The sequence below is a fragment of the Bacillus sp. ISL-41 genome (assembly GCF_018613235.1).
GTDB lineage: Bacteria > Bacillota > Bacilli > Bacillales > Cytobacillaceae > Mesobacillus.
This window is the reverse complement of the sequence record NZ_JAGGQP010000032.1, coordinates 107,403-133,185: the sequence shown is the minus strand read 5'-3', so window position 1 is coordinate 133,185 and position 25,783 is coordinate 107,403. Positions and strand designations below refer to the sequence as shown.

Genomic DNA, 25,783 nt, shown 5'->3' with positions numbered 1-25,783 from the left:
CTAAGGAGGAGTTTAAAATGACTTACTTATTCATGGCTTACTCAGTTATTTGGACGTTGATCGCTGGTTATGTAGTAGTGCTTGGGCGCCGCCAGAAGCAGCTGAAGAAAGAGCTAGAACTACTTGAAGAATGGAACTCAGATTTTTAAAAGCGGGTGAATAGAATGGGCAAAAAGATTGTTCCGGTCATTGTCATCGCTGCCGTCCTCGGAGTTCTCGGCTTTTTGGTCAGCGGACTGGGAGGGAAAGCATCCGCCCAGCCTGGTGACCAGTCCATCGATTTTGAGCTGCAGGATATCGAAGGCAACACGTATAAACTATCGGATTTTAAAGGCCAGCCAGTGGTCCTTAACTTTTTCGCAACCTGGTGCGCACCGTGCATTGACGAAGCTCCTGAACTGGAAGCATTCGGCAAAGAGTATAAGGATGCAAAGCTGCTGATCCTCGCTAAAGGCGAATCGAAAAAACGGATGGAGAAATACATTTCCGAAAGCGACTCTAAGCTTACGTATCTTTTAGATACAAAAGAAGACATTTCCAAGGATTACAATGTCATCGGCCAGCCTGAGACAATCATCATCGACAGAAACGGTGTCATTGTTGAACGTTTCTCCGGCCCGACAACGAAAGACGATTTAATCAAAATGATCCAGGAAAAAGTTTCACCATAACCTTGGTTAAAGCACATCCGTGTTTTAATAAAGCTGTTTTCGGTTGAACCATGCGAATGCAGCTTTTAGTAGATTGCTGGAATCCGCTTTAAGGGAGGTGAGAAAGATGCTGAAAAAGCTACTGGGAATAGACAAAAAGATGCTGTTATTCATTGGCGTATTTGCTGGAATCATTGTTTCTGTCGTCACTGTCAAAACGCTTGCGTATACGGATTCACCTGAATTTTGCTCGAGCTGCCATATCATGACAGAGGTCCATGACTCGTTCTCTGATTCCAACCACGCCGGTCTGTCCTGCGGCGACTGCCATTTGCCGCATGATTCGATGGTAAATAAATACACCTATAAGGCAAAGGCCGGAATGACGCATGTGTATTTCAATACACTGGGCGAGGCAAAAATCCCGAAGGTACTCCACGCAACAGAAGGTTCTGAAGAAGTCATAAATGAGAACTGCATCAGTTGCCATGAGAATACGCTGGACAACGTTTCACATGATGCAAAAGACAGCTGTTCAAGCTGTCACCAGGCAGTGCCGCACGGGAAAGGCTTCAAAACAGAGGATTATTTTAAACCGCCGAAACCAGGCGAGCTTTTAGAAAATAAAGGAGGTACGATGAACAATGGCTAGAAATTTCCGCTGGGCATTTTTGCTCCTTGCGGCTGTCATGCTCATCATAACAGGCTGCTCCAGCTCGGAAGAAGAAGCAACTTCCGCAAGTGAGCTGAAAACGGGGCTGAGCAAAGACGAAATCAGCAATGAGGCCTTCAAGGACCTTTTCCCGCTGCAATATGACAGCTACAAGCAAAACGAAAAAATGGAGGATACGAAGTATAGCGGTTCCGTCAAACGAAGCAAGTTCGACCATGATAAGGAACCCTATCTGCCAGTCCTTTTTAACGGCTATGGCTTTGCGACTGAGTACAATGAGGATCGCGGCCATATCTATGCGAATGAGGATGTTCGGGCGATTGCGCGTATCACTGACAAATCAATCGGATCATGCTTAACCTGTAAGTCGACTGCTGTTCCTCACATGATTGAGGAAATGGGTGACGATTACTGGGGCGGCAATTTTAACGAAGATATCTGGCCAAAGGCAGAAGCGATGGGTCACTCACCAATCGGCTGCTCAGACTGCCATGACCCGCAGACAATGGATTTGCGCGTCACACGTCCTAGCTTCATTAAGGCAATGGAGTCACAGGGAATCGACATGTCCAACCCAACGAAGAATGATATGAGGAACTATGTTTGCGGCCAGTGCCACGTAGAGTACTATTTTGCTGCAGATAACGGTGAAGTAACGTATCCTTGGGCAAACGGTTTTGAGCCAGAAGATATGTACGAATACTACGAAACTACTGCTAAGGAACAAGGTTTTGAGAAGGACTGGGTCCACAATGTTTCAGGAACGCCAATGCTAAAAGCGCAGCACCCTGACTTTGAGACTCATATCGAAGGTCCGCATGGTGAAGCAGGAGTTACATGTTCAGACTGTCACATGCCATATGACAGAGTGGATGGCAAAAAGAAAATCAGCTCACACTGGTGGACGTCACCGCTTAAGACAATGGATCAGTCATGTGCAACCTGCCATACCAACAGGGATATGGAGGAGCTGAAGGAACGAGTTATCGGTATCCAGGATAAACATATGGAAGCACTTCATAAGGCTGAGGATATTTCGATCACCTCACACTATTACGTGAATAAAATGATTACTTCGGGAGTAAGTGAGGAGAAAATCAAGCAGGCTCAGGAGCATATCAGAAAAGGACAATGGTTCTGGGATATTGTTGCAGCTGAAAGTGCAGCAGGCTTCCATAATCCGCAGGGAGCAATGGATTCATTGATGGTGTCAATTGAAGAGTCGAATGAGGCGATCAATCTTGCTATCGAGGAATTGACCAAGAAAGGCGTAAATCTGGAAGAAGTTAAAACAGAAATTGAAAAAGTGAAGAAGGCTGTTTACGACGAAAAAGATAACTTCAAGAAGAAAGAAAAAGCAGTGAACAGTTACTTCCCGGCACAACAGCCAGCTCCAAAAAAATAGAGAATAGTAAATTCAGAGAAAAGATAAATAAGAAAACACTGTGCAAATGGTAGTTTGTACGGTGTTTTCTTTAGTTTCACAGAAAATAGGTTGAGTGTCAATAATTGTGGAAGGCGTTTTTCAAAATTACTGAGACATTGACGCTGGTTCCCAGTGGTATTTATTGATTTTTTGGGGAAAAAGGCTTGTCTATGATGTGAAATGGTGAATGATTACTGCGTAAGATTGCTGCAAATCGCTAGAACTCGCTAGATTGCCACGGAAAGATAGTAAATTTACTTGTTTTTCGGTAAAAAATGACTCTTAAATACTTGATTCCCTTACAAAAGAACAGTTTAACACGAAAATCGAGGATGATTTTAACTGGGAAATCGCTTCGGGGCTGTGAATAGTACATAATTCCGCGAAAATGCTGTGTGATTCCGCGAAAAGACTATATAATTCCGCGAACTGGAAAAAACCACGTATTTTTTCCAGTTCTACTTCAAAAAAATAGAAAATTTCAACTTTATATACCTGCATAAATTCCTATTGCAACCAATTGTGAAAAGCTCTAGAATTACTTTGGTATTCGAAACTTACTTAATGAAAGAAGGCGTTTTTTATGCCGCGAGCCTTGTGGCTTTTAATTATCGGGATGGCAGTCAATGTTACTGGTTCCTCTTTTTTATGGCCTTTGAACACTATCTATATACATGATCACCTTGGCAAATCCTTGTCTGTTGCCGGGATCGTATTGATGCTTAATTCTGCAGCCAGCGTTATTGGCAATCTTTTTGGCGGCAGTCTTTTTGATAAAATTGGCGGATATAAGTCTATCATTCTTGGAATCAGCATTACCATCCTCGCGCTGCTTGGCCTGACGCTATGGCCAGGCTGGCCGCAATATATTTTCTTTTTGACATTGGTTGGTTTTGGCTCTGGCATCGTCTTTCCGGCGATGTATGCAATGGCGGGTTCGGTGTGGAAGGCAGGCGGCCGTAAAGCGTTCAACGCCATTTATGTGGCTCAGAACCTCGGAGTGGCGGTGGGAGCTGCGCTTGGCGGGCTTGTCGCATCTTATTCCTTCCAGCTGATTTTCATGGCGAATGCAGCCATGTACCTGATTTTTATGATGATCGCTATTTTTGGCTATCGCAGCATCGATACCCGGGCAGCGAAGCAGACGAACGTACTTCAGGAGAATGGTGCGGTCCGGAGCCATACAAAGCTGTATGCGCTTCTTATCCTTGCTGTTGGCTACTTGCTTTGCTGGGTTGGTTACGTCCAATGGCAAACCACGATCGCAGCTTATACTCAGGAATTGAACATTTCCCTGAATCAATACAGCATCCTCTGGACAATCAACGGTGCTTTGATCGTTCTTGGCCAGCCAGTTGTGAACAGGCTGATCAAGCCGTTCCAGAATAAATTGAAGCTGCAAATCATCATCGGCATGGTCATCTTCATGGTTTCCTATGCAGTTGCTGCAGGAGCTAATGCATTCTCAGGCTTCGTGGCTGGGATGGTAATCCTGACGATTGGGGAAATGCTGATTTGGCCGGCGGTTCCGACCATCGCGAATGACCTGGCGCCAAAGGGCCGGGAAGGCTTTTACCAGGGGATTGTCAATAGCACCGCAACTGGCGGCAGGATGATCGGCCCGCTTATGGGAGGAATCCTTGTCGACCTATACGGTATGCCAATGTTATTCGCAATCCTCATTGCACTTATGTTTGTCGGTATCTTCACTACTGTCATCTATGACCGGAAAATGAAGGAATCACATAACGTTGCAGCACAAGCATAAAGAATCAGTAAAGAGCTGGGCACGGTGCCCGGCTCTTTTTAAAAATTTGAGGATTGTCCGGCACCAGAGTTTGTCTGTACTTAACAAGACGTATGCTCCTTTATAATCAGTCACAATTTATGCATTTTTTCTCGATAAAAAATGCATATTTTACATCTAATATAGGACTGTGAGATTATGATATAATCATTTTTGAAAGACAAGGGGGTGAATGGGTTGAAATTTAAGATCCTCGGAATTGCGTTTTTGGCTGCCGGTTTATTAACTGCCTGTAATGGCGGGGAACAAACTGCTGAACCTGAAAAACAACAACAAGACATCAAGGAATTGGTGAGTGATTACAGCACGGGCGAAATTAAGGGCCATAAAGCTTCCATCACCTCACAAGAACTGACAATTGATGACAGTGAAGGGGACAAACAAGTCTACGATATCTCGGAAGAAGACTTCTTCGTCTCAATCGCGCCTTACGAAAATCAAACCCATCCTTGAACGAATCATAGCTTGACAGGTTGTCAAGGTGAACTGGTTGAAAAAGATTTTGATGTATATATTGAGGATGAGGATGGAAACGTGGTCGTTGATGAGAAAATGACATCCCATCAGAATGGTTTCATCGATTTGTGGCTTCCACGTGATAAAAAGTTCAAAACAAAGATTGGATATAACGGTAAAACTGTAGAATCAGAAATATCCACTTTTGAGAATGACGCCACTTGCATTACAACAATGCAGTTAATGTAGACTAAAGCACCTGTTTCAGGTGCTTTTTTTATGCAATTCATCGTTTTCAGAAAAATATGATAAAATCAATAGAAAAACCAGGTGGCGGACTATGAATACGAAGCTTTTACATATCCCGGCAGATATAATTGAAACCATTGTAGAGAATGCGTTTGAATGGCTTGTTGTTGTTGATCGAGAAGGAAGGATCATCTATATCAACCATAATTACTGTGAATTCCTTGAAGTCAATCGTGAAGAAACGATTGGCAGGCATGTGACTGAAGTAATCGAGAATACAAGGATGCATATTGTCGCTCAGACCGGTAAAGAGGAACTGGCCGACCTGCAATTCATCAAGGGCAACTATATGATTGCCAACCGGGTGCCCATCATTAAAAATGGCGAAGTAATAGCTGCATTTGGAACGGTGTTTTTCAGGGATACACAAGAATGGATGAAAATGGACAGCCATGTAAAAAGCCTGCTGACCAGGATGCAGCCATACATCCAGAAAATTGATTCCGGAGTAAAATATACGCTGGATGACATCCTTGGCGAGTCGCAGCAGATTATCAATTTAAAAGAAAAAGTGAAAATGGTATCCAACAGCGACATTTCCATTTTGATCAGGGGAGAGAGCGGAACGGGGAAGGAATTGTTTGCCCACAGCATCCACCAGTTAAGCAGCAGAAGCCAGAAGCCGTTCATTAAGGTGAACTGTGGAGCAATCCCTGAAAACCTGCTAGAATCCGAGTTGTTTGGTTATGAAGAAGGAGCTTTTACAGGCGCGAAAAAAGGAGGGAAAAAGGGGAAGTTCCAATTGGCTAATGGCGGGACCCTTTTCCTGGATGAAATCGGGGACATGCCGCTAAGCATGCAGGTAAAACTTTTGCGTGCCTTACAGGACGGGGAGATAGAACCGATTGGTTCGACAAAATCGATTTCGGTTAATGTCCGGATTATTGCTGCCACAAACAGGCCGCTTGAGAACATGATTGAGGAGAAACGATTCAGGGAGGATTTATTTTATCGGATCAATGTCGTTCCTTTCAGTGTTCCTCCATTAAGGGAACGCGCTGAGGACTTAACGCTGCTGATCGCCTATTTTATTGACAAGGTCACGAATCGGTTAGGCAAGCGGATCGCAGGAATTGAAAGCAACGTACTGGAAATTCTAAAATCATACAGCTGGCCGGGAAACATCCGAGAACTTGAAAATGTCATTGAAGCTGCGGTTCATTTGACAAAAGGAGAACAGATTACGCTGGATTCATTGCCGGATTACCTGCAAACACAGACAGCCATTTACCGATTCAAGAACAAAAAACTTAAGGATATTGTGGAAGAAACAGAACAATGGGTGCTGAAGCAAAGTTTGGAAAGGAATAAAGACGATAAAGCCCTGGTGGGAAGGGAACTGGGGATCAGCAGATCAACCCTTTATGAAAAGTTAAATAAATACGGTCTCTTGTAGTCCGGAAGTTCGGAATGCTGTCCGAGTTTCCGGACTTCTTTCATTTCTAGTAATATTTACAAGGTTTTTCACTGTATGAATGGTATTAATTTGCGGGAACGGACAGGTCGAATAACTTCTATTCTATTAAGTAAAAGCAAATGGAAGAATGATAGTGTCCGGAAATCCGGAAATAAATAACTGAAAATTAAGAATAAACACTGATTCATATACTCTGAAAAGTTGGCACGATAGTTGCAATAAGATATTACAGCAATTTTATTCAATATTTTTGTAAGCGTTATCAAACTTTGTGCAAGGAGGGCAGATTGGTTCGTTTTCACTTTAAATTACAAGGGGGAAAAAAGAATGCTGAGTATGATTGGGTTGATTGGCGGCCTGGCTTTGTTGATTTATCTAACGATGAGGGGCATGAACCTGCTGATTGTCGGGCCGATTTCTGCGTTGTTTGTTGCTGTGTTCAGCGGAATGCCGCTGTTTCCGCAACTGGTTGAAGAAGGAGCGGCCAACTTTGTCGGCAACTATATGTCCGGTTTTTCTGGATTTGTTACTGCCTGGTACATGATGTTCCTGCTTGGGGCGATTTTTGGAAAGGTAATGGAGGACAGCGGAGCGGCTGACAGTGTTTCTGAGTTCATCGTCGAGAAGCTGGGCATGAAGTACGCCGTGCTTGCAATTGTCGCGGCCTGTGCTGTGTTGACATATGGCGGCGTAAGCTTGTTTGTCGTAGCGTTTTCTGTTTATCCAATGGCATTGAGTTTGTTCAGGCAGGCGAATTTGCCTAGGAGATTCATTCCGGCTGCATTGGCCTTCGGTTCGGTCACTTTTACAATGACTTCTGCCGGTTCTCCGGAAATCCAGAACTGGATTCCTATTCAATTCCTGGATACTACACCGGTTGCAGGCTGGGAGGTCAGTGCCATCGTTGCTGTCTTCATGATGATTTTTGGCTACTGGTGGCTGAAACGAATGATTACAAAAGCTGTTGCAAGAGGCGAGAAGTTTGAAGCCAGGAAGAAAGATCCAATGTTGGAAAAGCGGACGCTGCCTCATCCTTTGATGGGTCTTATTCCTTTGGTCGTGGTACTGGTTATTTCTTTCGTTTTCCATGACTCATTGAAACAATCAGCACTGATCATTGCTCTGCTTGGCGGGGTTGTATCTGCCTATCTATTAAATCGCAAGTACTTTAAGAATTTCTGGGAAGCTCTTTCAGAAGGGACGATGGGAGCCTTGATTGCAATTGGTAATACAGCTGCGGTCGTAGGATTCGGCGGTGTCGCAAAAGCGGTGCCGGCTTTCCAGACGGCGGTTGATGCGATGACGAATATTCCAGGCAGCCCGTTGATTGGTGCGGCGATTGCCGTCAGTGTCATTGCCGGGATGACTGGTTCTGCATCCGGCGGCCAGGCAATTGCGCTTCCATTGCTTGCTCCTCACTATATGGATATGGGCGTCAATCCTGAAGCACTGCACAGGGTAGTTGCCATTTCCTCCGGAGCGCTTGATTCACTGCCGCATAACGGTTACGTGGTCACGACTGTCCGGGCGATCTGTGGCGAGTCCCATCAGGATGCGTACAATCCAGTGGCGGCTGTGACGGTCATTGTGCCGTTGATTGGTGTGGCAATCGCGATTGTTCTATTCTCTCTAGGATTAGGCATTTAATGAAGGTCCTTTTCTCAAACTTAGTTGCTATTGACTACAAAATAGGATCGTATTACCTAAGTTTCTTTATAGAATTTACGCTTATTATGAGAAAAGAGCTTGCAAACTTAGTACCGACATACAAAAGGAATTTTTATCACGTTAAAATCGGTTTTAGGATTTTAACAAGAATCTTTACGAAAACAGCCTTAATGAAAGGAGATTCCAATGGTAAAAGATAAAGTTGTGATGATTACCGGTGCCGCCCAGGGAATTGGGTACGAGATCGCCAAGAGTTTTGCTGAGCAGGGCGGAAAGGTATTTTTAACAGATTTACAGGAAGAAGCTGTCGAGAAGGCGGCTGCCAGTCTGCGTGATTTAGGGCATGATGCCGCTGGCTTTAAATGCGATGTTACCAGCGAAAAAAACATTGAGGAGGCAGTTGCAAAGTGCCTTAAGCACTTTGGTACTGTCGATGTTCTCATCAACAATGCGGGATTGCAATATGTCTCCATGATCGAAGACTTCCCGACGGAAAAATTTGAACTATTGATTAAAGTGATGCTGACTGCTCCATTTATAGCTCTGAAGTATGTGCTTCCAGTCATGAAAAAGCAGGGTTCAGGCCGGGTGATCAACATGGCATCCATCAATGGTCTTGTCGGATTTGCCGGAAAAGCAGCATACAACAGCGCCAAGCACGGGGTGATTGGGTTGACAAAGGTGGCTGCACTCGAAGCGGCTGAGCACGGCATCACAGTAAACGCCGTCTGTCCCGGATATGTCGACACGCCGCTGGTGCGCAACCAGCTTTCCGGCCTAGCCGAAACACGGAATGTGCCACTTGAAAAAGTACTTGAAGAAGTCATTTTTCCGCTTGTGCCGCAAAAACGGCTGCTGGCTGTCGAGGAAATTGCCAGCTATGTTATGTTCCTCGCCAGTGATTCAGCCAAAGGAATCACTGGCCAGGCGGCAGTCATTGATGGAGGATATACGATTCAGTAAGTTCAAGCCGGCTTTCCCCTTCGGAAGGTCGGCTTGTTTAAGAAATTGCTCATTTGAAAAAATCCTCGGGCGGGGTGTAGATTCTGTTTTTTGTTCCACCAGTAAAAGGGAAATTCAGTGATTGCAAGATACGGGTTATTGTATCTCCAGAATTTATGTGAAGAAACTCCCTTAACCGTCTATTTGTTAAAATAAAGCCATTCAGTAAAAAATAGTCCTTCACTGCAGCAATGTGGGCATCCGTTGATGTATGCCCGCAATGTCTGCAAAACCAAGCACCATGAATCCGTTCCATTCCAAAATGGTTGCAATGAGGGCACTGGACTCCTGTGATGAGATCCTGTGGTAGATCAAGTGAGTTTGTGTCAGGGACATACGGTACATGCTCCTTCAGCAACAAACGGGTGATTTTTTTGATTTCTTTCATGGTCAATTTTTCTTTTTGGTATTGAGATTTTAAGGTTGAAATTCTAAAAGGGATTCTCGCCGCTCGGCATATTCTGTAGGCTGCTTCTTTGTCGAAAGCAGGATTTTTGATGATTGTCTGAGGATTGCTGATGGTCGCGAAAATTTCTATGGGAGCCAGAGGAAGTTGGTGATTGATGAACCATTTTTTAAGGTGTAAACTTTGGATTTCTGCTTGTAAAATCGGATTGTTATATCCTTTCTCTATGCCATCATACGTTTGGAGCAATTGATCCAGTTCTAGATCTATCACAATTGTTCCCGCATAATTCTTGGATTCAATGATGGCGATAAATGATGGGCTGATGATCAGAGTATCAATTTGGAAATGACCATTTTTGTGAGGGAGTCTGAGGTATTGGAATATTGTTAAGTCATCATCAGGAAAGAGAGAGAGATAATAATCCACTTCCGTTTCACCCTTGTGAGCGGCTTTCCAGCGGCCAAGTTTTGAGCGGAACTCTGATTTGCGGGGATGGTGGTCAGGTAAACGGCGATAAACTGCGTCATAAATGAGGATTTCAAGGGAGATTGACCGATATTTCGCTATCACAGGCATCACTCCATATGAATTTGATACCAAATACATTCGGCAGCCAATGAAAATAATCCTTTTTTGCGTATCGAAAAGTTTTTTCCGCGAAACAGGATGTGAATTCCGCGAAATAGAAGGTTGATTCCGCGATTTCGGACCTCAATTCCGCGAAAACAGACCTCAATTCCGCGAAAATACACCTCAATTCCGCGAACTGGAAATTCATCGCGTTTTTTACCAATTTTGTGTCCGAGTTTATAATCAAAATCTCACACAAAATCAAACACTTCTTCATAAACTAGTCTCCATAATCATTTATTTCATCCCTGCTTGCATATGGGAGGGAATTTTATTACAATATCTCTATATCATAACGAAAGACTTCGACAAGGAGTAGTAGTGGTGTAAAACCTGTGCAAGAGAGCTGGCGGTTGGTGCAAGCCAGACGGGTCCATCATGAACTCGCCTTTGAGTCGCAGACGTGAACACAAGTAGCGTTTGCCGTTTTCCGCGTTAAGGATTGAATGAAGCGAGTGTTGCACACTAATTTGGGTGGTACCGCGGGAGATTATACATAGCCTCTCGTCCCTTTTACAGGGACGGGAGTTTTTTATTTTTTTTAAAAGAAAATCCCATCCGCAAAATAAATCGAACCTAAAACAGGAGGACATTGACGATGAGTTTTAACCATCAGGAAATCGAGAAAAAATGGCAATCGCATTGGGAACAGAACAAAACGTTCAAAACAACTGAAGATAAAGGGAAAGAGAAGTTCTACGCGCTTGATATGTTCCCGTATCCATCTGGTGCCGGCCTTCACGTTGGACACCCGGAAGGTTACACAGCGACTGACATCCTTTCACGCATGAAAAGGATGCAGGGCTTCAACGTCCTTCATCCAATGGGCTGGGATGCGTTCGGCCTTCCTGCAGAGCAGTACGCATTGGATACAGGGAATGACCCGGCAGAGTTCACGGAACAAAACATCAACACATTCCGCCGCCAAATCAAGGCATTAGGTTTTTCATACGACTGGGACCGCGAAGTCAACACGACGGATCCTGAATACTACAAATGGACGCAATGGATTTTCCTTAAGCTTTATGAAAAAGGTCTTGCCTACATTGATGAAGTAGCAGTTAACTGGTGCCCGGCACTTGGAACTGTTTTAGCGAATGAAGAAGTAATCGACGGAAAAAGTGAGCGCGGAGGCCACCCGGTAGAGCGCCGTCCGATGAGACAGTGGATGCTAAAAATCACAGCCTACGCAGATCGTCTTCTTGAGGATCTGGATTTGCTTGATTGGCCGGAAAGCCTGAAGGATATGCAGCGCAACTGGATCGGCCGTTCAGAAGGTGCCGAAATCACGTTCAACATCGAAGGGCATGAAGGAACATTCACTGTGTTTACGACTCGTCCGGATACATTGTTCGGTGCAACTTATGCCGTACTTGCACCTGAGCATCAATTGGTTGATAAAATCACTACAGCCGAGCAGAAGGCTGCAGTCGAAAAATATATCGATGAAATCAAGAGCAAGAGCGACCTTGAGCGCACGGATCTTGCGAAGGACAAAACGGGTGTCTTCACTGGCGCTTACGCAATCAACCCAGCGAACGGCGAAAAAATGCCAATCTGGATCGCTGACTATGTTCTAGCTTCATATGGTACAGGAGCTATCATGGCAGTACCAGGGCATGATGAGCGCGACTACGAGTTTGCCAAAAAATTCGATTTGGAAATCAAGGAAGTCGTTGCAGGCGGTAACATTGAGAAAGAAGCTTACACTGGCGACGGAGAGCACATCAACTCTGAATTCCTTAACGGCATGGGCAAGGAAGAGGCAATCAATAAGATGATTGCATGACTTGAGGAAAAAGGAATTGGAACCAAGAAAGTCACATACCGACTTCGCGACTGGTTGTTCAGCCGCCAGCGCTACTGGGGTGAGCCGATTCCAATCATTCACTGGGAAGATGGAACAATGTCAGCAGTTCCAGAAGACCAGCTGCCTTTAGTTCTTCCTAAAACGACGAATATCAAGCCATCTGGCACAGGCGAGTCTCCACTTGCCAATCTCGATGACTGGGTGAATGTCGTGGATCCTGAAACAGGCAAAAAAGGCCGCAGGGAAACGAACACAATGCCGCAATGGGGTGGCAGCTGCTGGTACTATCTGCGATATATCGATCCGAAGAACGACCAGGCACTTGCCGATGAGGAAAAATTAAAGCAGTGGCTTCCGGTTGATATCTATATCGGTGGCGCCGAGCACGCAGTATTGCACTTGCTGTACGCTCGTTTCTGGCACAAGGTCCTTTATGATGTGGGAGTAGTCCACACGAAGGAGCCTTTCCAAAAGCTTTTCAACCAGGGAATGATTCTTGGTGAAAATAATGAAAAGATGAGCAAATCAAAAGGCAATGTCGTCAATCCGGATGAGATCGTTGAAAGCCATGGTGCTGATACGCTTCGTCTTTATGAAATGTTCATGGGTCCGCTTGAAGCATCCATCGCATGGTCTACAAACGGTTTGGATGGATCACGACGCTTCCTTGACCGCATCTGGCGCCTGTTTGTCAATGAAAATGGCAGCTTGAGTGAGAAAATCAAGGATGTTGAAAGCACGAACCTTGAGAAGGTCTACCATCAGACTGTTAAAAAGGTGACGGAAGATTATGAGGGGCTTCGTTTCAATACAGCGATTTCGCAAATGATGGTCTTCATCAATGAAGCATATAAAGCCGAAGAGCTTCCAAAAGCATACGTTGAAGGCTTTGTAAAAATGCTGGCGCCGATTACGCCGCATATCGCCGAAGAGCTTTGGGCTAAGCTTGGCCACAGTGAGTCAATCACATATGCAGCATGGCCAGCATATGATGAAGCCAAGCTTGTTGACGACGAAGTCGAAATCGTTGTCCAGGTAAACGGTAAAATCAAAGCGAAGATGATGGTACCGGCAGACGCAAATAGAGAAACACTAGAGCAAATCGCGATGGGTGATGTTGCTGTCAAAGAACAAATTGACGGTAAAACAGTCCGTAAAGTGATTGCTGTACCAGGAAAGCTTGTCAATATCGTTGCTAACTAATATGTATTAGCAGAGGATCGCCTAGGCGGTCCTTTGTTTAAAATGTTGATATACCCCATGAGGTTTATTCTTTGTAATTTAAAATTGGTTTTTATATAATAAATAGGGGAAAATACAATAACGTATTGTATCCTTTAATTAGGATTAAATTTACTAAATAATGGAGGAAATGACTAATGAATAAAATTGAGACGATCTCTCCGGAAGAACTTCAAAAGAAGCTGGAAGCTGGCGAAAAGCCAGAAATGGTTGATGTACGCGAACATGATGAAGTTGAATCAGGCATGATTCCTGGAGCTAAGCACGTGCCAATGGGTGAGATTCCTGAAAGACTGAACGAATTCGACAAGGACAAGGAATACATCTTCATCTGCCGTTCAAGCGCACGCAGTGGCAACGTTTGTCACTACATGAACGAGCAAGGCTACAAAGTCCGCAACATGGTTGGCGGAATGATGAGCTGGGGCGGAGAAACAAAGCGTCCATAATTATAAAATTCTGAAAATCTGGCCAGAATGGATATAAAAAAGGAAGGATGACTTCCCTTGATCCAGGTCAGAGTATTTGATCATGAACATGAAAAGGATTTAGAACAGGATATGAACCGCTTTCTGGAGAAGCTTGATGAGAAAAAGCTTTTAGACATTAAATACAATGTCGCGGTCTTACCAGAGGAAGAGGACGAAGAACAGATCTACTGTTTTTCCGCCATGGTTGTGTACAGAGCTTGAGTAAATTTACTCAGGCTTTGTTTTTTTTGTGGGGATCACGGACAGAAACAGGTTCAAAATGTGCTAATGTGCCGTCATCAGGTCCATGACGGACGAAAACAAGTGGGAAACGAAAAAAAAGTCCGTCATCAAGGCCGTGACGGACAAAACCAGGTGGGGAACGTACAAAAGTGTCCGTCATCTAGCCCATGACGGACAAAAACAGGCGGAAAATAGGAAAAAGTGTCCGTCATAAAAACTATGACAGACACTTAGTCATTTACTCTATTGTTGCAGTGCAAATTCCCCAGCATTAGTTCCCGCAAGCCGTCCGGTGACAAGGGCGGAGGTAATATTGTAGCCTCCAGTATAGCCGTGGATATCGAGGATTTCTCCGCAAAAATACAGGCCTTCTGTTTTCTTGGAAGCCATTGTTTGCGGCTCGATTTCTTTGACGGATACGCCTCCACCGGTGACGAATGCCTTATCAAGCGGCAGGGTGCCGTTGACCTTGAACTCGAACTGCTTGACAGACTTGGAGAAACTTCTGATTTTTTCATGGCCCAGCTGTCCGCCCTGCATTGCGGAATCGATTTCATTGCGCTCCAGCAGGAACATCAGGTAACGTTCGGGCAACAGCCCTTTAAGCAAATTCTTCACCGCTTTTTTCGGCTCGGCCTTGATCAGTTTATTAATTTCCTGGAACAATTCTTCCTCTTTCATATCAGGAAGGGCATCGAGGGACATGACGACTTCTTTCAGATTCCACTTTTGCATCGCTTTGACGACGAACTGGCTGCAGCGCAGAACCGCAGGACCGCTGATGCCGAAGTGGGTGAAAATCATATCCATTTTGTGAGTGATAAGCGCTTTACCCTTGGGATTAAGTACGCTGAGTGCGACTCCCCTCAGCGAAAGCCCCTGGAGAACCTTTTCTTTTATAAATGGTTCAGATGAGGTTACCGGCACTTCGGTAGGAAACAATTGCGTAATCGTATGGCCCGCCTTTTCTGCCCACGCATATCCATCACCAGTGGATCCGGTATGTGGCACTGATTTTCCGCCGACAGCAATGATGACGCTGCCTGCATGAAACACTTCACCACTCTTCAGTTCAACAGACTCCGCCTTGCCATCCTTGTAGTGCACATCGGCAACAGGAGTATTCGTCTTGATTTCTACCTTTAATTCTTTTAGCTTTGATAAAAGGGCATCAACAACAGATTGAGCTTTGTCACTTACGGGGAACATCCGGCCGTGATCCTCTTCTTTCAGCTGGATGCCAAGCCCTTCGAAAAATGAAATGATATCTTCATTGCTGAAAATGGAGAGCGCGCTGTATAAAAAGCGTCCATTTCCGGGTATATGTTTAATGATTTCATCCACTGGCAGCCGATTGGTCACATTGCAGCGACCCCCGCCGGATATCGCCAGCTTTCGGCCAAGCTTGTCTCCTTTGTCGATCAGCAGCACCTTTGCGCCTTTCTCACCAGCAGCAATCGCAGCCATCAAGCCAGACGGACCGCCGCCGAGGACGATTACATCGTATTTCATTGCTTCACCAACTTTTCGTTTCACTTTTTTAACTCATTTCAGCACTTTTATTATTATAAAGCAACTCTTCACTAAAAACATTGCCATGAATGAGATCATTCAAACGATTTTCCCAGCCGGAAAACTGGCAGTCAGCCTGGAGAAGGAGTAAACTAGGGAATGCGGGAAATTTCTGAAGCAAGAATGCAAGTAAGCAGGGATGCAGGAAATATCTGCATCCATTGATAAATATCATAGTGTCTGGTTGTGTTTATGGTAAAATACAAGTTTGTAATCTGTTTTTATTTTATTGATTGAAAAGTAGGGATTTTATGTCATCAAAGCTTTTAAGAGGGACATTCATATTGACGCTTGGCACGATTTTATCTAAAGTGCTAGGGTTATTTTATGTTATTCCCTTTTTTGCGATTGTGGGAGAGTATGGGACAGCATTATACTCTTTCTCTTACATTCCATATACAATTTTCATTAGTGTTGCCACAGCTGGTGTACCGCTTGCTGTTTCTAAGTTCATAGCAAAATACAATGCTCTTGAGGAGTATGCGGTCGGAAGGAAATTGTTTAAGTCTGGTGTGGCAGTTATGCTGGCAACCGGAATTCTATCTTTCTTAATTATGTATGTTACAGCTCCCGGACTTGCTGAACTTGTCATGGATACAAGTAATGATGAAAATGTGAAAATAACCGCTGCAGATGTGACAACAGTAATTCGTGCGGTCAGCTTTGCCTTGATTGTTGTTCCGTTCATGAGCTTGATTCGCGGTTTCTTCCAGGGACATCAGTCAATGGGACCGTCAGCAGTTTCCCAGGTTGTAGAACAAATAGTCAGGATCGTATTCGTGCTTGCCGGGGCGTTTGTTGTCCTGAATGTACTTGAGGGGGATATGGTTACAGCAGTTAGTGTGGCCACGTTCGCGGCATTCATTGGAGCGCTGGGCAGTCTTGGAATACTGGCCTGGTATTGGGTAAAAAGGAAGCCTCATTTAGATAAACTGCTAGAAGAAGACAAGAGGACGATGGATATCTCCTTAAAGGATATTTATAAGGAAATCTTGCTGTATGCAGCACCCTTTGTATTTGTCGGGATTGCCAATCCTCTGTTCCAATTTGTTGATATGATGACCTTTACCAAGACGATGACTTCAATTGGGTTTAGCTCAAATGAAGCAAGTTCGGCATTTTCAGTATTGAATTTCCAATCGCATAAACTTGTCATAATACCCGTCTCCCTTGCTACGGCCTTTTCATTGACGCTGGTACCAAGCATTACAAAGGCCTTTACAGAAAACGACCGAAAGGGTATGAGACGGCAGCTTGACCAGACTTTCCAGGTGTTGATGTATCTAACCGTACCTGCTGCCATTGGAATAGCAATACTAGCTGAACCAATGTATACCGTTTTCTATGCACATGATGACCTGGGCACTGAAGTTTTAACAACCTATGCACCAGTAGCGATCCTATTCGCACTATTCTCTGTAACAGCAGCCATCCTGCAAGGAATTAACGAGCAGCGATTCACGATTTTGAGTTTGCTGACGGGGCTATTGGTGAAGCTGACATTCAACATCCCATTAATTAAGGTGTTTGAAACACAGGGGGCAATAATGTCAACAGCTCTAGGCTATATGGCTGCAATCCTAATTAATTTGTTTGTAATTAAAAAGTTCGCCAAATATCCAATGGGCTTCGTGACGAGGAGAATTTTCCTGATATTGATTTTCTCCGGCTTGATGGCTGGAGTGACGATGGCATTCTATGAAATGCTTGTCGAATTCCTTTCGCCGGCTGCGAAGTTCCAGTCGATTGTGCTGATTGGAATTTCTGCTCTGGTAGGGGCCGCGGTTTATTTTTACCTCGGATTCCGGACCAAATTGGTAGACAGGCTATTCGGAGAGCGGGTCACCAAACTCAAGCGCAAATTAAGGCTGCCGGTTTAATAGGAAAATGGCCTTCGGTTATGAAGGCCATTTTTAATGCAACCTAATAGTAAAATTGCTGGTCGTTATCACGGATATTGAGGCGGCGCTCAATTCTGTCGACCCTTCGGTCCAGGCGGTCGATTTGATTGCTCAGTCTTTGAACTTGCCGTTCCAGGCGGTCGAGTCTCTGGTCAAATTGGCCTCCGCCGCCGGGATATCCGCCGCCAGGGTATCCGCCACCGGGGAATCCGCCGCCGCCTGGCAGGCCGGGAATAGGGATGTACAAGCCTTGTCCTTGTTGTCGATGGTTCATTCAGGTCATCTCCTCGTAATCTGATGTAAAGTATGATATTAGTCTATGTAAGCTAGCAAGAAATGGAATGGGCACCTGCCCAATGAATAAAGGAGGTTCAGCAATGAGAATCGATAAAGTGCTTTCCAACCTTGGATACGGAAGCAGGAAAGACGTGAAGAAACTTTTAAAAGATGGTGCTGTAAAAGTAAATAATGCAATTGTCAAAGATGCAAAGCACCATGTGGATCCTGAAAACGATATGATCACATTAAACAGGGAAGAAATTCATTATCGAGAATTTATTTATTTAATGATGAACAAGCCGCCTGGTGTCATATCCGCGACAGAGGACAACCGTGATGAGACGGTCATCGACCTGCTTGAGATTGAAGACCAGGTACTTGAGCCATTTCCAGTAGGAAGGCTTGATAAGGATACGGAGGGCCTTTTGCTGATCACGAATGATGGACAGCTTTCCCATAGGCTCTTATCACCAAAAAAACATGTCCCCAAGACATATTTCGCGGTAATTGAGGGAGAAGTGACGGAAGAAGATATCCAAGCGTTTAAAAAAGGCGTCACACTTGATGATGGCTATGAAACAAAACCGGGTGAACTTGTTATCTTAAAATCAGGCTTAACGTCTGATATTGAGTTGACGATTACCGAAGGGAAATTCCATCAGGTGAAGCGGATGTTCGAAGCTGTCGGAAAAAGGGTCATTTATCTGAAACGATTATCAATGGGCCCGCTGAAGCTCGATGAAACGCTGGAGCTAGGGGAATACAGGGAACTTACCGATGAAGAAGTGGAAATGCTGCAAACCTATGAGGTATAAAAAAATCGCCGGGGATCTTCCTCTGGCGATTTCTTTTTTTTCTATTATTAGATTGTCTGGCGAAAGCGTCCTTCTGCTTTCTCTTTTTCGAATTAAGACGACATCTTTACCTTTTTCTGGGTCGTTGTCCATTTACCTCGGCTCGGACTTTTCACTAAGTCGTTATAAGCCAGGACATTCAAATCCCTCTGGATGGTTCGAGGAGTAATTCCGAATTCCTCTACAAGATCTTGAGTTGTGACAGTACCATTCTGACATATATACATGTAGATGGATTTGATGCGGTTTATCATCCGGTTAGTCGAAGGTTTCAAACAACCACTCCCTATCCTTTTTTAAACCCCTTTGTCATATTCCTGCAACCGACTATTGATTGAAGACGAATCCCCAAGTATGTAGTTTTCTTCTTTCCAGACAGCTCCTTTTGCGTCCATTTTAAAAGGCAATCATAAGATGTCTTACCTTTTGGACTATTTTACACTTTAATAATGTAAAATTCCAGATTATTCACTGTTTTTTATGAAAAATTAACAATTAATTTAGAAAACTGCCTCCCTTCAAATCGTTTATATACTTAACGATATGGTTTTAAACAGGTTAATTATGACAGTTTTTAGAAAATTGAGAAAAAATATATAACGTGCTGCTGTTTACGGATTGTGGTTAACAGGAGTAAAATTAATATCAAGTTTTTAACTAGAAATTTAAGGTACAATAAGAACATTGCCGGGCTTAAGTGTAATTCTTAAGGGAAATACATATAGAACAACATATGGAGGTTTGAATAATGACTTCAATCAATTGGACGAAGGAAGTAGAAAAAAGAGAATCTGATTTAATTAAGGTCACTCAGGACTTGCTTAAAATCAAGAGTGTGCTCGATGAGGAAAATTCTACAGCTGAGGCACCGCTAGGAGAGGGTGTCAGAGAAGCATTGGACTTCATGCTTCAGTTGGGTGAAAAGGATGGTTTTACGGCCAAAAATGTCGGCAATCTGGCTGGACACCTTGAATTCGGGCAGGGAGATGAAATCGTTGGTGTCCTCTGCCATGTTGATGTAGTGCCAGAAGGAGACGGCTGGACAAGTGATCCTTACGGTGCAGAAATCCGCGACGGGAAAATCTTTGCGCGCGGCGCGATTGACGACAAAGGGCCAACGATGGCAGCATATTATGCGATGAAAATCGTTAAAGAATTAGGCTTACCCCTTAATAAGCGTGTCAGGATGATCATTGGTACGGATGAGGAAAGCGAATGGCGCTGTGTTGACCATTATTTTGAACATGAGGAAATGCCAGCGATGGGCTTTGCGCCGGATGCCGACTTTCCGATCATCTACGCAGAAAAAGGGATTGCCGATTATGACTTGGTTTCAAAAGCAGCTGGAATTGAAAAAGAAAACTTTGATGCAGAGGTAATCGAGTTTTCATCCGGTCGCCGCTATAATATGGTACCTGATTTTGCGAAGGTAGAATTGGTTGTTCAGCAAGGGCAAACAGATGTTGTCCAGCGCTTTGAGGAATTCAAGAGGAACAATGAATTGGATGGCAGAGCTGTCGTAGAAAGCGGCAAGTTAATCCTTGAGCTTGAAGGTGTATCAGCACACGGCATGGAGCCTGACAATGGCAAAAACGCAGGCCTGCTCATGGCAAGCTTCCTCTCTGAGATGAACCTTGATGGAAGCAGTGAAAAGTTCTTTCAATTCGTCGCCAAGTACTTGGGCAAAGATTCACGCGGCCGGGAACTGGGCGTCGCTTACGCCGATGACATTACCGGGGACTTGACGATCAATGTCGGCAAGCTGTCTTACTCAAAGGCTAAAGGTGGCCGCGCTGGATTGAACATGCGCTATCCAGTAACTACTGACCTTGAGAAGACAAAGGGAATCTTAAATCAAGTGTTAGAGGCAGAAGGACTTGTCATCGAAAACTTCACAAACTCCAACCCGCACCATGTCGATGAAAGTGATTTCCTTGTACAGACCTTGAAAAAGGTATACGAAGAGCAGGTTGGGGAAAAAGCCGAACTTATTTCCATTGGCGGAGGAACATATGCAAGGTCACTGAAATCAGGTGTGGCATTTGGCCCGCTTTTCCCAGGAAGACCTGACATTGCTCACCAGAAGGATGAATACATGATCATTGAGGACCTTCTCAGAGCAACTGCGATTTATGCTCAGGCAATTTATGAATTGGCAAAATAAAGGGAATGACCAAACATCATTTGGGTTAGAAAACCGAACATCTTTTGAATAGCAAAATAAAGTGAGAATTACCGAACATCTTTTGTGTTAGTAAAATGAATTACCGCACATCGTGGAGGGGAAAAGGATGGAATATGTAATTGTAGACGGCGAGATTCTTGACAGGACGGTCGCCAAGGTAGACATCGAGGACAGAGGGTATCAATTTGGCGATGGTGTTTATGAAGTGATCCGGGTTTATAACGGTAAAATGTTCACAGGTAAAGAGCATTTGAACAGACTCGTTGAAAGTGCAGATAAAATCAGGATGAAGCTTCCATATGGTCCTGAAGAGCTTGAGTCTAAAATGGAAGAACTGATCTCGAAAAATGAATTGGACACTGGGATCGTGTATATGCAGTTTACAAGAGGAGCTTCACCACGTAACCATGTTTTCCCAGGAGAAGATGTGGCACCAACGTTTGTTGCGTACACGCGTAAGGTGGCACGTCCTGTGGATTCTATGGAAAAAGGGGTCAGAACCATTCTTGATGAAGACATTCGCTGGCTTCGCTGTGACATCAAAAGCCTGAATTTGCTTGGGAATCTGCTATCGAAGCAAAAGGCAGCAGAAGCCGGCTGTTTTGAGGCGATTCTTCATCGGGGAGAAACTGTCACCGAGGGAAGCCATTCCAACATCTCAATTGTAAAAGACGGCGTGATCATCACGCATCAGGCTGACAATTTGATCCTTAATGGAATCACAAGACAAAAAGTGCTTGAGATTTGCAGAAATGAGAACATTGCTTTTGAGGAACGAGCTTATACGCTTGATGAATTGTCTGCTGCTGACGAAGTTTTTTCATCTGGTACGACCGTCGAAGTCATGCCAATTGTAGAAGTCGATGGTAAGCCTGTTGGAAATGGAGAGCCAGGCCTTGTCACAAAGAACCTGCAAAACCTTTTTAAAGCAGAAATTGAAAGCCAGTGCGGCCAATTATAATCTTTATCCTGCAGTTTTAAAGCTGCAGGTTATTTTTTGCTCAAAGAAGGGTACCTGAAGGTTTTAACGCTTGGTTTGTTTTTTCCTGGCAGGAATGGGTATCATAAAAATATTTAAATCATCTGGATACCTGCTTTTGTTCATACTCAGACAAACTACAGCAGAATACCGAACAGGGGGAACAGAAATGAAAATCACTTCTGAACAGCATATTGAATTGCATGGATTCAATAATCTGACGAAATCATTAAGTTTTAATATGTATGACATCTGTTATACCAAGACAAAGGAAGAGCGTGAAGCTTATCTTGATTATATTGATGAACAGTATAATGCAGAACGGCTTACTAAAATCCTCACTCATGTTTCAGATATCATTGGTGCCCATGTCCTGAATGTGGCCAAGCAGGACTATGTGCCGCAGGGTGCGAGTGTGACCATACTTGTCTCTGAAGGACCGGTTGTCGAGGTGCCTGATGAAGCGTATGATGAGTCGCCAGGCCCGCTGCCTGACAATGTCGTATTGCAGCTGGACAAGAGCCATATTACCGTCCACACGTATCCGGAATTCCACCCGGATGAGGGAATCAGTACATTCAGGGCCGATATCGATGTTTCAACATGCGGGGAAATCTCGCCGCTGAAGGCGTTGAATTACCTAATTCATTCTTTCGAAACCGATGTCATGACAATCGATTATAAGGTAAGAGGCTTTACCCGTGATAAAGATGGCAATAAATTGTTCATCGACCACGATATCAGCTCAATTCAGAACTACATCCCTGAGAATGTAAAAGATCAATTCGATATGGTCGATATCAATGTGTATCAGGAAAACATCTTCCATACCAAGTGCAAGCTGAGAGAGTTTGATTTGGATAATTACCTTTTCGGCTATACAAAAGAGGAATTATCTCCTGAAGAACGCGAGGAAATCACCGAAAGGATCCAGGATGAAATGGAAGAAATCGTGTCAGGAGTGACACTTCATTCGGGAACGATTTTTGAAGATGAAGAGGAAGATCTGGATAAATAGCAAGTAAAAAGGCGTGTGGATGACCACACGCCTTTTTGAAACTTTGGTTATCTATTTAGCATATGGTGCTAATCTTCAAACCTGAATAAATCACTGGATAGATATCTTTCCCCGGTATCGCAGGCAATACAGATGACGACTTCATCAGGCTTCAGGTCCTTGGCGACATTGATGGCAGCGAAGCAAGCGGCTCCTGATGATGGGCCGACAAGGATGCCTTCTTCTTTGGCCAGTCGTCGAGCTGTTTCATAGGCATCTTCATCCTCGATTTTATGGATTTTTTCATACACATCCTGATTGAGGATTTTCGGGACGAAGCCTGGACTTGTGCCCACCAGTTTGTGCTTTCCGGGTTTCCCGCCTGAGAGCACTGGTGACCCGGCAGGTTCGACAACATGTACTGCTAGTTCAGGGAACTCTTCTTTCAGGGCTTCACCTGTGCCGGTAATTGTTCCGCCCGTTCCGGCTGTAGCGACGAACGCGCTGAGCGGCTTTTTCAGTTCTTCCATCGCTTCGATGATTTCTCTTGCTGTTGTTTGCCTGTGGGCGTCTGGATTCGCTCCATTTTCAAACTGCATTGGCATGAAGCTATCGGGAATTTCCTTTACTAACTCTTCCGCCTTTTTGATCGCACCTGGCATTTTTTCGTCGCCAGGCGTTAGCACGACTTCAGCTCCATAAGCCTTCAACAAATTAATCCTCTCTTCTGTCATGGTGTCAGGCATGACCAGGATTGCTTTATAGCCTCTTGCCGCGGCGTTCATTGCGAGGCCGATGCCAGTGTTGCCGCTTGTAGGCTCAATGATTGTTGAACCAGGTTTCAGCTTTCCTTCATTTTCAGCTGAAACAATCATGTTGAATGCAGCCCTGTCTTTTACGCTTTTGCTAGGATTGAAGTATTCAAGCTTGAGGTAAACCGAGGCCCCGCCCTCGGGTGCCAACTTGTTCAATTTTACAAGCGGCGTTTCGCCAATTAATGACGCGATATTATTAACGACTCTCATGTGATAGCCTCCTTGATCGTTATGGACCTGCTTTAGTATTCCAATTAAGTGAATAATTGATGATATGCAACTGAAAAATAACTATAGCTTCTTTTAATCATATAAAAAAAGACTATTCCTATCAACTTGTATGGATTAGAAATGTTTATAAGGGAATTCTGCCAATATTACATGCCATTTGCTACAATAAATTCAAGTGGACAAGAAAGGGTGTATTTGATTGCAGACGCATTATTTCTATGCTCTCGAACTTCCGGGCAAGTCAAAAGCAATACTGGAGGAGACAATCCACAGCATGAAGGAAAAAATGCCTTTTAAAACCTGGGTACATCCACAGGATTTACACATTACGCTTGCTTTCCTCGGAAATGCACCTGAAGCAAAAATAAAGGCTGCCAATGAAGTGATTAGGGCAGCATTGAATAATACACCAACTTTTAAATTGGAGGTCAATCATCTAGGAACCTTCGGCCGAAAGGATTCTCCAAGAATTTTTTGGGCTGGTCTTGAAAAATCCACCGATTTGAAAGAAGTAAGAAAAATAGTTTTTTCTGCATGCAGTGCTGCTGGTTTTACCCTTGAAGCACGCCCGTTCAGCCCACATATCACTATGGCGAGGAAATGGGCAGGCGAGGAAGCCTTCCAAGCTGGCCAGCTGGATGCAGTCAACCCTTTTAAAAAAGAACTAACTTTTCAAGCTGAGAGGGTCGTTTTGTACAAGACTCATTTGGGGAAAAGTCCAAAATATGAACCGATTACACTATTCCCGCTTGCTAAGCAGGATTAAAGGCAGGTCGAATAATGGCACAATTAATCAAGCTCCAGGACTATGTATCACGGTATGCCCAGGACATTTACCTTTATCCCTCAAGATATGTCCGTCTGAAGAAAAAACAATGGGAGGGCATTAGGGAGAAATGGGAAAACGGTCCTAAACAAACTAGTGAAAATCACTTTGATATCCAACAGGAGGAGCAGCCAAATAATCTCCTTCACAAGCTCAAAAGCATGGTGCGCCAGCCAGAGCCTGTGAAGGAGGAGGGCACCCGGGAACATAAGGAAGATCAGGAACATTTGATGGACGACGGTATGCTACATTCAATAACCAACTTACAGTCAATTGAGGAATTAAAACAGCACTTCCTCGATGGGTTGCTGCCATTCCAGCTAAAATGGGCCAGCTCGACATTGACGGAAAGGTCATTCATTACAAAAGAATTTTTCAGCGATCCGACCTTGAAATTTTTACTGCAGCGATTTCCTGATACCTTTCTCATTTTATATAAACCTATATTTTTATTAAAAAAAGCTCCGGTCGAGGCAGAGTTGATCATCATCACTCCAGCTGCAGCCATGTGCATTTCGTTCATCGAAGCTGAAGAGAATGCTGCATATGTCGGGTCCAAGGACCGCTTTTGGATCAAGAAAACGAGGAATAAGGAAAAGAAAATCCTGAATCCGCTGATTGCGCTAAACCGGACAGAGAAAATCGTCAAGACTCTTTTTGATATGTACGATGTTGAGCTTCCAGTACAAAAACTGCTGATCAGCAGGAATGGGTTCATCGACTATCCACAGCCGCCTTATGGCGTACAATTCATTGAAAAACGTAATTTCGAGGACTGGTTCATGGGCTTGAGAGGCATGAAATCTCCATTGAAGCATATGCAATTAAAAGCAGCACAGGTTCTTCTGCAGTACGGCCAGACCACATCGGTCAGAAGGCTTGAGTGGGAAAACAGTCCGAAGAGCGAACAATAAAAAGACCCCTATTAATTA

General features: G+C 44.2%; 23 protein-coding genes, 1 pseudogene and 1 other annotated feature. Of the genes and pseudogenes, 19 read left to right on the top strand and 5 right to left on the bottom strand.

The window, feature by feature from the left end; translation table 11 throughout:
- The first annotated feature begins 17 nt into the window (after nucleotides 1–17).
- From J7I80_RS17510 to J7I80_RS17470, 9 genes are all read left to right on the top strand, one after another.
- Nucleotides 18–149 (top strand): CcmD family protein, encoded by a 132-nt coding sequence (locus J7I80_RS17510; protein ID WP_023626909.1) that lies wholly within the window; start codon nucleotides 18–20, stop codon nucleotides 147–149.
- A gap of 15 nt (nucleotides 150–164) precedes the next feature.
- Nucleotides 165–671 (top strand): TlpA family protein disulfide reductase, encoded by a 507-nt coding sequence (locus tag J7I80_RS17505; RefSeq protein WP_214739882.1) that lies wholly within the window; start codon nucleotides 165–167, stop codon nucleotides 669–671.
- 106 nt (nucleotides 672–777) lie between these two features.
- Entirely contained in the window at nucleotides 778–1,302 is a 525-nt protein-coding gene (locus J7I80_RS17500; RefSeq protein ID WP_214739880.1) for a cytochrome c3 family protein, read from the top strand.
- Nucleotides 1,295–2,728: an ammonia-forming cytochrome c nitrite reductase subunit c552 gene (locus tag J7I80_RS17495; protein WP_214739878.1), complete on the top strand. Its 1,434-nt coding sequence runs from the start codon at nucleotides 1,295–1,297 to the stop codon at nucleotides 2,726–2,728. Before J7I80_RS17500 ends, J7I80_RS17495 begins: the two co-directional genes overlap by 8 nt.
- Nucleotides 2,729–3,332: 604 nt before the next feature.
- The gene (locus tag J7I80_RS17490; RefSeq protein WP_214739876.1) at nucleotides 3,333–4,517 is read left to right on the top strand and encodes an MDR family MFS transporter; all 1,185 of its coding nucleotides are present in this window, start codon (nucleotides 3,333–3,335) and stop codon (nucleotides 4,515–4,517) included.
- A gap of 216 nt (nucleotides 4,518–4,733) precedes the next feature.
- Nucleotides 4,734–5,261, top strand: a complete 528-nt coding sequence (locus J7I80_RS17485) for a CueP family metal-binding protein (protein WP_214739875.1) — start codon at nucleotides 4,734–4,736, stop codon at nucleotides 5,259–5,261.
- Nucleotides 5,262–5,352: 91 nt separating this feature from the next.
- Nucleotides 5,353–6,717 carry a sigma-54 interaction domain-containing protein gene (locus tag J7I80_RS17480; protein ID WP_214739874.1) on the top strand — a complete coding sequence of 455 codons (1,365 nt, stop codon included), beginning with the start codon at nucleotides 5,353–5,355 and terminating at the stop codon, nucleotides 6,715–6,717.
- 348 nt (nucleotides 6,718–7,065) lie between these two features.
- Nucleotides 7,066–8,385, top strand: a complete 1,320-nt coding sequence (locus J7I80_RS17475) for a GntP family permease (RefSeq protein ID WP_214739873.1) — start codon at nucleotides 7,066–7,068, stop codon at nucleotides 8,383–8,385.
- A 207-nt stretch (nucleotides 8,386–8,592) separates the two neighbouring features.
- Nucleotides 8,593–9,369, top strand: coding sequence for a 3-hydroxybutyrate dehydrogenase (locus J7I80_RS17470; RefSeq protein ID WP_214739872.1), 777 nt, complete (start codon nucleotides 8,593–8,595; stop codon nucleotides 9,367–9,369).
- Nucleotides 9,370–9,418: 49 nt separating this feature from the next.
- Here the strand turns inward: J7I80_RS17470 and J7I80_RS17465 are convergent, their stop codons facing one another.
- Nucleotides 9,419–10,387: an NERD domain-containing protein gene (locus J7I80_RS17465; protein ID WP_214739871.1), complete on the bottom strand. Its 969-nt coding sequence runs from the start codon at nucleotides 10,385–10,387 to the stop codon at nucleotides 9,419–9,421.
- Nucleotides 10,388–10,743: 356 nt separating this feature from the next.
- Nucleotides 10,744–10,962, top strand: a binding site (T-box leader).
- An 83-nt stretch (nucleotides 10,963–11,045) separates the two neighbouring features.
- On the opposite strand from J7I80_RS17465, the pseudogene leuS reads away from it, so the two are divergent.
- The 3 genes and pseudogenes from leuS (at nucleotide 11,046) to J7I80_RS17450 (ending at nucleotide 14,191) form a co-directional block, all read left to right on the top strand.
- A pseudogene (gene leuS / locus J7I80_RS17460) lies at nucleotides 11,046–13,460 on the top strand (leucine--tRNA ligase).
- A 176-nt stretch (nucleotides 13,461–13,636) separates the two neighbouring features.
- Nucleotides 13,637–13,948: a rhodanese-like domain-containing protein gene (locus J7I80_RS17455; protein WP_192472492.1), complete on the top strand. Its 312-nt coding sequence runs from the start codon at nucleotides 13,637–13,639 to the stop codon at nucleotides 13,946–13,948.
- 57 nt (nucleotides 13,949–14,005) lie between these two features.
- Nucleotides 14,006–14,191, top strand: a complete 186-nt coding sequence (locus J7I80_RS17450; protein ID WP_167834517.1) for a sporulation protein Cse60 — start codon at nucleotides 14,006–14,008, stop codon at nucleotides 14,189–14,191.
- Nucleotides 14,192–14,455: 264 nt separating this feature from the next.
- Here J7I80_RS17450 and J7I80_RS17445 read toward each other — a convergent pair whose 3' ends face one another.
- Entirely contained in the window at nucleotides 14,456–15,724 is a 1,269-nt protein-coding gene (locus J7I80_RS17445) for a BaiN/RdsA family NAD(P)/FAD-dependent oxidoreductase (RefSeq protein WP_214739916.1), read from the bottom strand.
- 311 nt (nucleotides 15,725–16,035) lie between these two features.
- On the opposite strand from J7I80_RS17445, the gene J7I80_RS17440 reads away from it, so the two are divergent.
- Nucleotides 16,036–17,664 (top strand): putative polysaccharide biosynthesis protein, encoded by a 1,629-nt coding sequence (locus J7I80_RS17440; protein ID WP_214739868.1) that lies wholly within the window; start codon nucleotides 16,036–16,038, stop codon nucleotides 17,662–17,664.
- A 43-nt stretch (nucleotides 17,665–17,707) separates the two neighbouring features.
- Here the strand turns inward: J7I80_RS17440 and J7I80_RS17435 are convergent, their stop codons facing one another.
- Nucleotides 17,708–17,959: a hypothetical protein gene (locus tag J7I80_RS17435; RefSeq protein WP_214739865.1), complete on the bottom strand. Its 252-nt coding sequence runs from the start codon at nucleotides 17,957–17,959 to the stop codon at nucleotides 17,708–17,710.
- Between the two features lie 103 nt (nucleotides 17,960–18,062).
- Between J7I80_RS17435 and J7I80_RS17430 the strand changes: the two genes are divergently transcribed.
- Complete coding sequence (locus J7I80_RS17430) at nucleotides 18,063–18,779, top strand: pseudouridine synthase (protein ID WP_214739863.1); 717 nt, start codon at nucleotides 18,063–18,065, stop codon at nucleotides 18,777–18,779.
- A 92-nt stretch (nucleotides 18,780–18,871) separates the two neighbouring features.
- Here J7I80_RS17430 and J7I80_RS17425 read toward each other — a convergent pair whose 3' ends face one another.
- Nucleotides 18,872–19,093 (bottom strand): DeoR family transcriptional regulator, encoded by a 222-nt coding sequence (locus J7I80_RS17425; RefSeq protein WP_023626930.1) that lies wholly within the window; start codon nucleotides 19,091–19,093, stop codon nucleotides 18,872–18,874.
- Between the two features lie 473 nt (nucleotides 19,094–19,566).
- Here J7I80_RS17425 and pepV point away from each other — a divergent pair, with 473 nt between their 5' ends.
- The 3 genes from pepV (at nucleotide 19,567) to speD (ending at nucleotide 23,000) form a co-directional block, all read left to right on the top strand.
- A complete protein-coding gene (pepV, locus tag J7I80_RS17420; RefSeq protein ID WP_214739861.1) occupies nucleotides 19,567–20,982 on the top strand; it encodes a dipeptidase PepV in 1,416 nt (471 codons plus the stop codon).
- A 127-nt stretch (nucleotides 20,983–21,109) separates the two neighbouring features.
- A complete protein-coding gene (dat, locus tag J7I80_RS17415) occupies nucleotides 21,110–21,964 on the top strand; it encodes a D-amino-acid transaminase (RefSeq protein ID WP_214739859.1) in 855 nt (284 codons plus the stop codon).
- A 187-nt stretch (nucleotides 21,965–22,151) separates the two neighbouring features.
- Nucleotides 22,152–23,000: an adenosylmethionine decarboxylase gene (gene speD / locus J7I80_RS17410; protein WP_214739857.1), complete on the top strand. Its 849-nt coding sequence runs from the start codon at nucleotides 22,152–22,154 to the stop codon at nucleotides 22,998–23,000.
- Between the two features lie 68 nt (nucleotides 23,001–23,068).
- Here speD and cysK read toward each other — a convergent pair whose 3' ends face one another.
- Nucleotides 23,069–24,004: a cysteine synthase A gene (cysK, locus tag J7I80_RS17405; protein WP_214739856.1), complete on the bottom strand. Its 936-nt coding sequence runs from the start codon at nucleotides 24,002–24,004 to the stop codon at nucleotides 23,069–23,071.
- 220 nt (nucleotides 24,005–24,224) lie between these two features.
- On the opposite strand from cysK, the gene thpR reads away from it, so the two are divergent.
- Nucleotides 24,225–24,791 (top strand): RNA 2',3'-cyclic phosphodiesterase, encoded by a 567-nt coding sequence (thpR, locus tag J7I80_RS17400; RefSeq protein ID WP_214739853.1) that lies wholly within the window; start codon nucleotides 24,225–24,227, stop codon nucleotides 24,789–24,791.
- Nucleotides 24,792–24,805: 14 nt separating this feature from the next.
- Complete coding sequence (locus tag J7I80_RS17395) at nucleotides 24,806–25,765, top strand: NERD domain-containing protein (protein WP_214739851.1); 960 nt, start codon at nucleotides 24,806–24,808, stop codon at nucleotides 25,763–25,765.
- Nucleotides 25,766–25,783: the final 18 nt, after the last annotated feature.